Below are 12487 nucleotides of genomic sequence, written 5' to 3' on the forward strand. Positions count from 1 at the left end.
TTCCTAATTTTTTCTGAAGAAATTATATATCTCTTCCGCTACTTTTTTATTCATTCCATCTACAGAAGATATTTCTTCTATAGTTGCTTTTTTTATATTCTCTATAGTCTTAAATTCTTTTAATAAATTTTTCTTTCTCTTTTCTCCAACTCCAGGTATACTGTCTAGCACTGATTTTACTAAATCTTTTGTTCTTAGATTTCTATGATAAGTTATAGCAAATCTATGAGCTTCGTCCTGTATTTTAGTTATTAATTTAAATCCACTGCTACTTAAAGGAAGTGTTATTTCCTCATCCTCGTATATTATCCCTCTAGTTCTATGAAAGTCATCTTTTATTAGACCACATACGGGTATATCTATTCCTAACTTCTTTAACACTCTTTTAGCTACATTTACCTGTCCCTTTCCTCCATCTATCATTATTAATTCTGGAAATATCGAAAAATTCTCTATGCTTACTTTGTTTTCCGAAATTAATTTTTTTTCTTCTAATCCCCTGCTAAATCTTCTGTAAATAACCTCTTCCATACTACTATAATCATCTGGCCCTTCAACCCACTTGATTTTAAACTTTCTATACTCTCTTGTTTTAGCTTCTCCATTTTCAAATACGACCATAGAAGCTACAGATTGTACTCCTTGAGTATTGGATATATCAAAAGCCTCTATTCTATTAGGAACTCTTTCTAATTTTAATGCTTCAGCTATTTCTACTAACGGTTTCTGAGTGTCTTCTGTCTTTTTCTTTACTCTATCTCTACGTTGATTAAGTATCTCTATAGCATTTTTTCTTACTAATTCCATTAACTCATTTTTCTCGCCTCTTTTAGGAATTTTTATATTCACTTTAGATCCTCTCTTACTACTTAACCAACTACCAACCACCTCTATATCTTCAAAGTTATCTCCTACTAATATTTCTTTGGGTACATAAGAAGTTCCTATATAAAACTGCTTAACAAATGATTGTATTATTTCTCCTCTATCTATATCATCAGTATCTTTAATTATGAAGTGTTCTCTTCCCATAACTTTTCCTGTTCTTATAAAAAATACTTGAATGCATACTTCATCTATTCCCCTAGCCATTCCTATTATGTCTTGATCTGATATGTTAGTTGTAGATACTATCTTTTGCTTTTCTAATATATGATTTAAAGAAACTAATTGGTCTCTATATTTAGCTGCACTTTCAAAATCTAATCCTTTTGAAGCATTTTTCATCTTTTTCTCAATTATTTCAACTAATTTTTGTTCTTTTCCATTTAAAAACATGATAACTTCATCTATCATACTTTTATATTCTTCATGATCTACGTATTGATAACATGGTCCTAAACACTTTCCTATAAAGTTATTTAAACATGGTCTTTCTAGCTTAGGTCCATCATTTAAATTCATCTTGCAAGTCCTTAATTTATATAAACTATCTATAATTTCTAATGTGTCATTTACAGCACCTGAGCTTACATATGGTCCAAAATACTTACTACCATCTTTGACTATATTTCTAGTCTTTATTACTCTAGGATACTTTTCATTTACAGTAACTTTTATATATGGATAAGATTTGTCATCTCTTAATAAAATATTATATTTAGGCTTATGTTTCTTTATAAGGTTTGATTCCAATATAAGTGCTTCTACTTCATTATCAGTTATAATATATTCAAACTTAATTATATTTTTAACCATAGCGTTTACTTTAGGTGGATGATTTTTCGATGATTGAAAGTATTGTCTCACTCTTTTTTTTAATGAAATAGCTTTACCTACATAAATGATAGCATTTTCACTATTCTTCATTATATAAACACCAGGTTTATCTGGTAATTTTTTTAATTCGTCATTTATATTAAACATATTATCATCCTTTTAAATTAAGATAGAATAAACTTTATAATAACATTGTTTAGTTTTCTTTTTTATTTTTCTTCATTCTTTATTAATTTTCTAATCATCCTATAGAAATCTTATACTTTTCCAATAAGCTTAATTATATTTACTATTTCATTATATCAAATAAATAAACTGTTTCAAAATATTCGATTCTGAAACAGTTTATTTATTTAACTTACATCTATTTATCTTTTTCTTTTTTCAATGGCTTTTGCTGTATTATTAACGGAATATCAACTATTATTTTCTGAATAAGACCAGTTAAAATGATAATTATTGCTGGAATTACTAATGTTAATGATACATGTATAGAGCTATCTAGTTTAGCTTTTTGGATGAAATTATAACCTATAAATGATCCGATCGGAAATGCAACCCAGTGAAGAGACCAAAAGATAACACCATCCCAGTTTCCATAAGCTATATTTAAGCCTATATCGGTAGCCGGACCAGTTAAATGTGTAGTACGATTAATAGATGTTAAACTTGTAGCTGCATTCTGTCCACCCATAGCCATAGGTATAGCTATTCCGGCAAAGTCCATATTACCTTTATATATGCAAAGAGCAGCTATAAGTAATAGTATCCCAGCAAAAGTCAATCCTCCCATAAGACCTAAACGTCTTGTAATTATTGCTGAAATAGCAGATCCAGTAATGAACATTATTACTATCAACACTACAAATCCAAATTGTCCAATTTCTCCTTTAGCAAGCCACTCTCCTAGTTCAGCAGCGCGTCCTGTCATAAAAGAAACTCTTTCGTTAAGAAAAAGCTTTAATCCTGCTGTATCTATCCATCCAGCCATCATTACAAGAATAAATCCTATGATATTGACTGGAGTTATTATTTTAATTTTAGAATCATTTGACAACTTCTTATCTCTCCTTTCAAGGATGATATGTATTTACGTGTGCTCGTATACAAAGTTGATTCAATTTATTATATCATATATTTAATCTTATTTACCTCGTTAAAACTTGATTTTTAATAAAAAAACTCTTCATAAGAATTGACCTCTTATGAAGAGTTTTTTTAACATATATTTTAAATTATATTTCAAATTCTGCAATATATTTATATTTAGATTCTTTCCCTTCAAAGTTACCGTCTATAAGCTTCCATGTTCTACTTATACCTAGAGACTTAATCATCTCTTCAAAGTAGTACATTATTACCCCTGCATCTACTAATGTTAGATCTTTATCTTCATCATAAGCTAAAAGTAAAGTAACCTTATCTTTTTCTAATAAAAATCTCCAAGGTTGACTATTACGGCTTGATGGAGCAAATCTTATATAATAAAACAAGTCATCTATCGCTCTAGTTTCTAATTCATCCATACTCACTGGATTTTCTATTTGATCTTTGAATACGATTTCTTCTACTCCATGTCTTGCACTAGCTGGCTTTTCTATTGCAAAAGGGTTTCTACGTGGTGGGTATCCTATAGATAAGATATAATCTGTTTTTTCACCCAAATTTCCAAATACAGAATTTCTTTTCTCTTTATCTACGTGACTTAAAGTTACCCAGCAAGCTTCTAATCCTAGCTTGTTTATACTAGTTATAAGCTTCTCAGTATAATATGCTCCATAAATTTGTGTTCTATCTTGGCTATCTTTTAATTCTAACCCTATATAGTGTGGACTTTTTATCATTGTTCCTGAATATCCACCTATATCTTTTAATTCCTCATATATATTTACTCCATTCATATATAAACTAAGGCCTATATTCTCACCTTTAGCTTCTTCTAAGACTAAGTTGATACTTTCTTGAACTTTGTCCAATGTTTTGCTGTCAACTTTTTTATCTCTAAATTCTCTAACTGACTTTCTGTCTCTTAAGAAATTATTCATTAACATAATATGTAGACCCCCTTTAAGTTATCTTTTCTTTATATAACATTATTATAGCATCAATAAGTTATTTAGTGTTAAGCTTTTTTACTTTTGCTATATGCAGTCTTTTTTGAGTTTCATCAATTTGATCTTGTTGAAATTAATATTGCACTGTAATTTAACGTTCTTTAATGTCAAGGTGAAATCTGCATATGTTCGGGACTGTAAGGTTTAGTGTGATTTATGAAACTTATTTATCTCTAAGTTAAATCATGATACGGTAACACAAGTATATGGTGCAGTTTATAATCTAGGACATTATATAAATTTATTAAAAGTTAATGTTATAATCTCAATAGAAGGTATAGTTTCTGGGGAGAACTTTCATATCAAGTTAGTAGTTTTAAGTAAAGGTCATTTAAATTCCAAAATTTAATATATTAAAATTATATTTGAAAATATGCATCAGACTTTTATATAATGTAAATAACTGCTACATATTTTAACTATTTGGAGTGATTTATATGAATGGAAAGAGGCCTTTAATAGTAACACTTATTGGGGACTTAACTTTTTTTTACGCTTTGTTTTATATCGTATCACTATTTCCTAAATTCATTCAAGGATTTGGAATCGAACTTACTCCATTGCCTATTATTTCAAATCCTATGATTCGAATTATAATGATTGCCATTCTTTTAGTGGCATCTTATGGATACTTAAAACTTAAGCTTTGGGGATATTGGATAGTAACATCTATGAATATATTCTTTTTAGTAATATATATCATATTTTTTATAAGTGGAAAAGAATACTTTATTCAAGGTATTATTTCAGGATTTATAAGTTTAATATTTATCTTACCAACAAGAAAGTACTTTGTTAAAAGCATTTAAATAAAAAACCGAGTAGACTATAGAAATTACTCTATAATCTACCCATTGTATATTTTATGTCTTACTATAGTTTAAAGGAGTTGTCCCATTACTTTACCCATAAGATACGATTCTATACTTTAAAACATTAGTATTTAATATGTTTTAAAATATAGAATTACTTGCATTATCTTTTGTTTGTTTTGCATTACTATATCCCTACACTTATTTTAGATCGTTTCTATATAGATAAAAGTTCCTTATAGTAAGCACTTACTATAGAGAGCTTTTACTACATTTTCTATTTGATCATATATTCGTTAGCTATAAATCTACTATTCTTATAATTTTAACTTCTATAAAATCCATCCGGTACCTATTGTAACGCAAGGTAACAGCATTAGTAAAATTTGCATTATTGGAATTCTATTATTTTCTAGTTCAAGGTAAATCAATGATAAAGTGTTATCCATTACTAAAAGTGATATCGAAATCAAAGAAACTGTAACTATGAATCCAGTGTTCTTAGCTCGTATTTTATCTTTTTCTTTTTTAAATAATTTATCTCTATATTTATAATTATAAAATATGTTCCCAGAAAGTATACTAAAGGCATAACTTAACACAAGTGGACTTCTAATAATATTTGAAGCATTTATGTTAGTTGTCATAATGTGAATGACACTGAACAACATAGATGTAATCATTATATTTAACTCTATGTTTGCTAGCATACTTTTTAATGTATATGTATTGTATTCTACTTTTTTATTATATCCTGGTATGATGTGAAATTTATCATACTTGTAGATGTATCCGAAAATAAAATAAATCATTGTACCGATAATGAAAGATGTAATAAGTATCATTACTAAAGGAATTCTTGAATAAATATCATCATTAATTGCTAAGTAAGATAAATATAGTACTGTAAGTATCGCTTTGCATATGTAGATAATCTTTGATGATTTATGATGAGTTACTTGCTCATCATTATCATGATCTTTATTTATAGCTTTTTGCTCATTCATAAAATACCCCCTAGTTTTAATTAGTAGACTCCCCCTTATAACGTTATACCCTATATTTATTATTATTTAACATAAATTCTCACTTACATCCAATGTTAAAGTAACTTTTAAGTTTATTTATTTTTATAAAATATTCTTCATCTTTAAGATATTTTATATTTCTTAATTCTTCTAAAATCTTTTCATATTTTTTATATTGTATATAATTATCTCTTTTTTCATCCTCTTTCTTATAAAAATTAATTAAATCTTCTAGCTCTATATTACTTATTATTTCCATATCTCTAAGTTTAATTAATTCCGACTCTTGATCATTTACAGTAGCTACATCTGATTTGTTTAATAGTGGTCTAATTGCTAATTTTACTGAAAGATAGATAGTTATAAATATCATTATTAAAGCAATAAAAATATTCCACATTTAATATGATGCCTCCATAGTTACTAAAATTTATTTATATATTTTTTACCTATAATTAGTTAATAAGTAGCCCCATTAATAAACAATCATAAAACTTTCCATTAATAAAAAACTCTCTTTTTACTACTCCTTCTTCTAAAAAACCAAGCTTTTTATATAGATTAATTGCTCTTATATTGTCAGTTCTAACTCTTAAATTAATTTTTCTTATTATTTTTGTAGTATTGCTCCAATTGATTAAATATCCTATTAACTCTTCACCTATACCTTTACCCCAATATTCCTTAAGGACACTTATACCAAATTCCCCTGTGTGAGCAGTTCTTTTTCTTAACCCTCCGGAAAAGTTTAAATTCCCAACTATTTTGCTATTTATTTCTGCTATAATAAACAAATCATTTTTACTTTCAAAAGTGCTTTCAATAAACTTTTCTTCCTCTTCAATACTTTTTTCAAATTCATCAAGTCCAAACGTTAAGAAATCTGAATCCCCACCAATGATATTAAGATATTCAATTAATGATGAAGCATCTGATTTTATCGCTTTTCTGATATTCAAAGTGCCTTTAATATTATTGTGTATCACTTTCATTTATTCACCTTCCAATTTTTATACAAATTGTAATACTTATATTTTATATTAGTGTTACTCTATTTGATCTTGTTTTGCATTCTATTAGCTATTTCATATTTAAATATATGTTTGAACAGTTTCAATCATATCTATTAAGTAGTTTCTCTTTTATCTTTATTTAGAAATTACCAGTATTCCAGCGCAGTGAGATTTTTTAATATATTCACACATGTATTCATTTTTTAGCTTTTCGATCATTTCCTCACCTACAAAATAAATTTCTTCATTATCCCAATACTTATTGTATTTATTTTTACATTCTCCTAAATCCAATCTTGTTTCGAAAGAAACATCCCCAAGTATAATTCTACCATTTGTAGTTAAGTTACAAGCAAGTGATTTTATAAAGTCTTCTTTCTCTATATCTGTTAAGTGATGTATTGCATATGTACTAATTATGTAATCAAATTTATAGTCTTTAATTTCCTCTGGTAAACCTTTAGAAAAGTTCCATTTTACTAATGTAGATTGAGGCATCTTTCCTCTTGCAATTTCTATCATCTTATTAGAAAAATCTATTCCTGTAATTTTATGTCCTTTATTATATAGTTGCTCAGTTAAAATGCCTGTTCCAAATCCGATATCTAGAATATTTAAGTCACTTTCTCTTTCACTCATAATTTTATTGTAAACATAATTTAACACGTCTCTATAGCCTGCAAATGGATATTCATTGTTTTCTTCACTAAGATTTACACTTTTATCATATTCATTTGCCCATAAATCAAACCCTATATTGTCTAACATCCTTGTTTTCCTCCAATTAAATGTATTATAGATTCGCTGTTGTCAGCAATCCATCTGATTCCCTTTTCAATCTTTTCTACTTCTATAATTTTTGTGGGATTGTATTTTGAAGCTTGTCCAAATACTGTTTGCCAGTAATTTATTGTTTCGTTATAATTTTTAATAGTTTATGCCTCTCTTTAATAAAGTTCAAGTGTTTATTAATTTATGTCCATTTTTCAATATTATAGTTTATATATTTAGTAACTTAATCTATATTACTTTATTCATACTATAATTTCTTAATAGATTTTGAAAACAAAATCAGCTATTTTTATAGGATTATATTTTTTATTATAGTAATCTTCTGCTGGAAAGTATCTTCTTTTATATTTTATATATATTTCATCCTTATTTCCTATGTATGTATCCCTACTTAATACCCTTTTTAATCTCTCACATTTCTAGGTACATCTATAAAAATTGTATAGTCAAGAAACTTTCTCAGTTCTTTTCTTTGTAAAAATACACCTTCTAAAAGAATAATATATGGTGACTCTACTACTAGTTTAATCTCTTTGTATTCATCTATCTTTTTATCATACATTTCTATATATTTGTTTATGCTTTGCTTGTTTTTTACATTACTTAATATCTCATTTATTAGATAATCATATCTCCACTGCAAGCTATAAAAGCAAAGCCATTCATCTTTTGAACTGTCATAACGTATATTTCTTTTATGAATAAAATCATCTATATGTAAAGTTAGAGTGCTTAGTCCTATTGCTTTTAATCTATGACTTAGTTCATCAGTTAAAGTTGTTTTACCTGCTCCAGTTCCACCATCTATACCTATAATATAATTTTTATTTTCCCATATATGCTTGCATATGTAATTCATTAGACTTTCCATATGTTATATCTTCCCTTCTAAAACTTCTTATAAATATGAGAATCTAAGATGATAAACTTTTCAACAAGTGCACCTATTCCAATACCAATTGTATATGAAAATAAGTCACTCCATAAGAATCCATAGCCTAAAACTAATCCCCCTATCCTTGTCTGTCTAAGAGTATCAATCCATTGTGAGTGATATAACTGACTTATTTCTATACTGAAAGTAAACAAAACAGCAATTGCTGCTACATATTTAGTCTCTTTATTTTTAATTATGAGTCCAAGTAAGAAAAAAATCATAGTTGCCCATAAAATATCTCCAAGATATAAATTAATCCATTTTGGTAGGTATGTTGAAAAATGCCTTACACTTAATCCTAATATCATAATAGTAATTGCCAGTGTAAGATAAGTTAAACTATTTCTCTTAACTAACATATCCTCATCCTTTCATTCATGATATCTGAATATATGATTTTATCCTAGTCTTACAGTAGACAAATGAATTTTATTTATTACAGCTTATTATCTATTTCCTTTTTGAATCGACAGTAAATCTTCACATCTATCATTCATATAGTTATAAGAGTCATAGACTCCTTGATCATAAAATTCTGTTGCTAATTCTTCTATAATAAAATCTAAAATCAGACTTGAGCCTAGTTCACCTAGTTCCTCATCTCTTTCAGTAGAAAAATAGTTCTTTATTGCAGAAATCATATACTTCCTTTTTTCTTTGGTTAGTTTAATCTTATTTTTATTTTTCATAAGAAACCTTCATTTCAAAATTAAAATTGAATTTATTTAGCTTTCTTATCCTACCATATTCATAACTTTTTAATAGTCTAATTAAATATAACATTCAATGTTATCAATATTTGTATCATTACAAATATTCAAATACTTATCTTTATTTTCTGAAAAGTATTATATATTTGACATCACTATTTAAGTTATAATTTTTCCTACAACTCTTACCATTGATGCTTCTGCTTTTATTTTTAAAGGAAATGCTATTATTTCAAAGCTTTTTACATTTAATAATTCTGATAAGTTATTCATATTTTCTATTATCATTATGTCATGCTTAAAAAGCATTTTGTGTATTTCAAATGGATGTTTATCAGGCGATGGCAAGTCTATTCCTATCATTTTTATCTTTTTCGCTATGAAAAAATCAATTAATTTTTCGTCTATAATAGGATGATTTATAAAGTAGTCATCTGTTCCATATTTCTCGCTATGATTTGTATAAATTAGTACAATATCATTCTCACATACAATGTCTGAATATTCTTCTTTATATCCAATTAAATTTTCATTTCTAACATCTAATATACATCCTTTACCTATAAATCTATCTAAAGTGATCTCATTTATAAATGTATCGCTATTAGTCAAATGCATAGGTGTATCAATATGAGTTCCAGCGTGCATACCTATTTCTAGTTTAAAGTTATTATATTCATCGGTCTCTAGAAACTTATCTTGATAAAGCTTAATTGGATCGTCATATGGATGAACAGGCATATTATTGACAATATTATGACTTAAATCTATATATCTAACCATTTTTTATTAACACTCCTACTTACTAATTTAATTACTACAACGAGTTTACAATATATTAGCTATTTTTTAATTTACTCATTTTTATTGATTTTTAAATAGAATCAAATACAAGTAAAAATTATGCTATCAAGTTATTCTTAATTTTTATTATTCTCGACATCATTCAATCTATTTTTTACATTTTAAATATACAATTGTTATTTATAACTGCTCATATACCAGCTGGGTATGTACGTTTCAAAATAGTCATACCATTTTAGAACATTTTGTGCCTGTTCTATCATTGTATTAATTTCTTTCTCTCCAAAAGGAATAGCCCAAGGTATCGACGAAATCTGATTATTAGCAATATACAGTGCCATTAGCCTAAAGAACAATTCAGGTACATTATTATCGAAGTATCCATTGATATATCCTGATGCGAATATAGGACTTACATCTACGCACCATGTAATCCTATTAAATTCTTCCCATGGATCTCCATAATCCATCCTGTTAAAATCAATTATACCTAGCTCCTTTTCTGGTGTAATAATCATATTTCCAACATGATAGTCTCCATGTTGAAAGGACTGTGGTCGATTTGTCAAAAGAGAACGATTTTGTTCAATATAATCAATTATTTTATCAGCACCATCAAGCTGAATACCACAAGATATATAATCAGCTATTTTCATATCTATTTTACGATTAAATCTTTGTGTCCAATCAGGTATATTTTTAGGAGCAGAGATCTTATGTATTTGCTTTAGGAATTGTCCGGCCTTAGTACCTAAAATATACTGCTCTTTATCATCAAGTTTAGTAAGCATAACTTCAGCATCTTCTCCATTAATCCAAGTAAGTAAAGAGTAAACTGACTGACTTTCATTGCAAATCCCAAAGCTAATAGGGCGTGACATTACTATATCCATGTTAGTGAGTAGCTTTAAATTTTCAAATTCTGTTTTCTTATTTTCATATTGATTTACATCTGTTACTCTAAGTAATAGCTCTTTTCCATCTCTAGTTTTTATATAGTATTTTTTATCATTTGACCAACCTTTATTAATTGGTTTTATTATCTCCCAGCTATCTGAACCAGCAATTTCATTAAAATATAGATTCAAAGTTTTATCTCCTTTCAGATATACAGAACCCTATCTTCGTATATAGACAACAATTTCTTACTAAAGTCACTATCAACAATTAGCCTATTTCAAACCAATTGACTACTTTATCTTTTTTATCCTGAGCTAGTTACTAGCTTCATAGATCCACTATTATTTTTCTCTATATGTACAAATGGAATTTTATTTTTATCACGAACTCTCCTAATAAATTGATGTTTTTCCCGTACATACTTCAATAAATGAACTACCTATAAGCTTACAATCATCATAACCTAAACTTCCTGAATGTATAGATAGTATAGGATATTCACCATTATTCCTCTTTTTTCTCATATTAAATACTAGATGATTTCCACTGCCATCCATAGCAAACGATATAGATCCTTCCATGTATTCAGGAAATTCGTATTCTATATTCATTTGTCTAAAATCACTGGTGCTAAAAATTTGAAAGTATCTATCACCATTTTGAAATTCTCCTCCATTTGAATATTTCAAGAATTCAATATAACTATCTGGCAAAGTATTCTTTGGTATCTTCCATTGTAAAAGATTAAATGGCTTATAAAGTTCATAATTCTTATCACTTTTATGAAATGGATTTTTCTGTCTAGAATTTATATCTATTATCTCTATCTTTGTTAGTTCACTATTCCATGTCTTTTTAAATTTTTCTATTTCTTCTTTTGATGCTCCCTGATTCTTGAAATATTCTTTTTCAAACACATTTTGCCAGTTCATCTTTTTCTCCTTTAGTGTCATAGTGCATATTAAATAACTCTATTTACGAAGCCTATATATTATCTTAGTTAAAAGTTAGACTTTTACATTATAAATTTTTTAAATTTTCGATAGCTGTTTTTTCATGCTTTAAAATCTATATATACAACCTGTTTTGATATAACTTATATTGTTTAACGAATAAAAGCTCTATCTTGTTGGCATAAAGCGTCCTTCAACCATTGAGGATGCATTGGCAAAATATTTTCTGGCAACGCCTCTATCCCAAAGTAGCATAGTTCAAGAGTTTCATCAGAAGAGCAATTTATTTCTCCTTCAATCACTTCCCCCTCAAAGTATGTGGTTATGAAGTGCGTTGTAGTTCCGTTAGGATACTCAAAAACTTGAGACTTAGGGTCTGAATAAATACCAATTAATCTAGTAATGCAAATACTTAGTCCAGTCTCCTCTTTTACCTCTCTAATAGCAGCTTCCATTACACTTTCTCCTATTTCTACGTGTCCTGAAGGTATTCCCCAAAGCTCTACATCAGCACGTTTTTGTAGCAAAACTTTTTTATTTTTATCAAAAATAATGATTGCAACTCCTGGATGAATGTTATCTATATCTTTCATTATATATTTCTCCCTTCAAAATATTGTTTAAACTCTCCTACTTATAGAAATATGTAGAATCAAATTCTTATGAATCCACTTAAAAACCTATTAGTTCTTTATTCATTAATAT

General features: G+C 27.5%; 15 protein-coding genes. 1 reads left to right on the plus strand and 14 read right to left on the minus strand.

What is annotated here, in order from left to right; all coding sequences use genetic code 11:
* Positions 1 to 3: 3 nt before the first annotated feature.
* From uvrC to CURI_RS10205, 3 genes are all read right to left on the minus strand, one after another.
* A complete protein-coding gene (gene uvrC, locus CURI_RS10195; protein ID WP_014968175.1) occupies positions 4 to 1866 on the minus strand; it encodes an excinuclease ABC subunit UvrC in 1863 nt (620 codons plus the stop codon).
* 217 nt (positions 1867 to 2083) lie between these two features.
* A complete protein-coding gene (locus CURI_RS10200; protein ID WP_041701770.1) occupies positions 2084 to 2776 on the minus strand; it encodes a YoaK family protein in 693 nt (230 codons plus the stop codon).
* Positions 2777 to 2954: 178 nt separating this feature from the next.
* On the minus strand, positions 2955 to 3770 hold the full coding sequence (locus CURI_RS10205) for a nitroreductase family protein (RefSeq protein WP_041701771.1): 816 nt from the start codon (positions 3768 to 3770) through the stop codon (positions 2955 to 2957).
* A gap of 500 nt (positions 3771 to 4270) precedes the next feature.
* On the opposite strand from CURI_RS10205, the gene CURI_RS10210 reads away from it, so the two are divergent.
* Positions 4271 to 4642 carry a hypothetical protein gene (locus CURI_RS10210; RefSeq protein WP_014968178.1) on the plus strand — a complete coding sequence of 124 codons (372 nt, stop codon included), beginning with the start codon at positions 4271 to 4273 and terminating at the stop codon, positions 4640 to 4642.
* 335 nt (positions 4643 to 4977) lie between these two features.
* Here CURI_RS10210 and CURI_RS10215 read toward each other — a convergent pair whose 3' ends face one another.
* The 11 genes from CURI_RS10215 to CURI_RS10265 all read right to left on the minus strand — a co-directional run bounded on the left by CURI_RS10215 (position 4978) and on the right by CURI_RS10265 (position 12375).
* Entirely contained in the window at positions 4978 to 5652 is a 675-nt protein-coding gene (locus tag CURI_RS10215; protein WP_014968179.1) for a hypothetical protein, read from the minus strand.
* A 79-nt stretch (positions 5653 to 5731) separates the two neighbouring features.
* The gene (locus CURI_RS10220; protein WP_014968180.1) at positions 5732 to 6073 is read right to left on the minus strand and encodes a hypothetical protein; all 342 of its coding nucleotides are present in this window, start codon (positions 6071 to 6073) and stop codon (positions 5732 to 5734) included.
* 55 nt (positions 6074 to 6128) lie between these two features.
* Positions 6129 to 6665 carry a GNAT family N-acetyltransferase gene (locus tag CURI_RS10225; RefSeq protein WP_014968181.1) on the minus strand — a complete coding sequence of 179 codons (537 nt, stop codon included), beginning with the start codon at positions 6663 to 6665 and terminating at the stop codon, positions 6129 to 6131.
* A gap of 156 nt (positions 6666 to 6821) precedes the next feature.
* A complete protein-coding gene (locus tag CURI_RS10230; protein ID WP_014968182.1) occupies positions 6822 to 7454 on the minus strand; it encodes a class I SAM-dependent methyltransferase in 633 nt (210 codons plus the stop codon).
* A gap of 427 nt (positions 7455 to 7881) precedes the next feature.
* Positions 7882 to 8349: a nucleoside/nucleotide kinase family protein gene (locus tag CURI_RS10235; protein ID WP_014968183.1), complete on the minus strand. Its 468-nt coding sequence runs from the start codon at positions 8347 to 8349 to the stop codon at positions 7882 to 7884.
* 17 nt (positions 8350 to 8366) lie between these two features.
* Positions 8367 to 8774 (minus strand): ribosomal maturation YjgA family protein, encoded by a 408-nt coding sequence (locus CURI_RS10240; protein WP_014968184.1) that lies wholly within the window; start codon positions 8772 to 8774, stop codon positions 8367 to 8369.
* Positions 8775 to 8861: 87 nt separating this feature from the next.
* Positions 8862 to 9104: a DUF2164 domain-containing protein gene (locus CURI_RS10245; RefSeq protein ID WP_014968185.1), complete on the minus strand. Its 243-nt coding sequence runs from the start codon at positions 9102 to 9104 to the stop codon at positions 8862 to 8864.
* A gap of 180 nt (positions 9105 to 9284) precedes the next feature.
* Positions 9285 to 9908 (minus strand): cyclase family protein, encoded by a 624-nt coding sequence (locus tag CURI_RS10250; protein ID WP_014968186.1) that lies wholly within the window; start codon positions 9906 to 9908, stop codon positions 9285 to 9287.
* Between the two features lie 197 nt (positions 9909 to 10105).
* Positions 10106 to 11017, minus strand: coding sequence for an aminoglycoside phosphotransferase family protein (locus CURI_RS10255; RefSeq protein WP_014968187.1), 912 nt, complete (start codon positions 11015 to 11017; stop codon positions 10106 to 10108).
* A 204-nt stretch (positions 11018 to 11221) separates the two neighbouring features.
* On the minus strand, positions 11222 to 11761 hold the full coding sequence (locus tag CURI_RS10260) for an SMI1/KNR4 family protein (protein WP_041701772.1): 540 nt from the start codon (positions 11759 to 11761) through the stop codon (positions 11222 to 11224).
* A 173-nt stretch (positions 11762 to 11934) separates the two neighbouring features.
* Complete coding sequence (locus tag CURI_RS10265; protein ID WP_014968189.1) at positions 11935 to 12375, minus strand: NUDIX domain-containing protein; 441 nt, start codon at positions 12373 to 12375, stop codon at positions 11935 to 11937.
* Between the last annotated feature and the right edge of the window lie 112 nt (positions 12376 to 12487).

Origin of the sequence: Gottschalkia acidurici 9a (assembly GCF_000299355.1) — a bacterium.
GTDB classification, from domain to species: Bacteria; Bacillota; Clostridia; order Tissierellales; family Gottschalkiaceae; genus Gottschalkia; species Gottschalkia acidurici.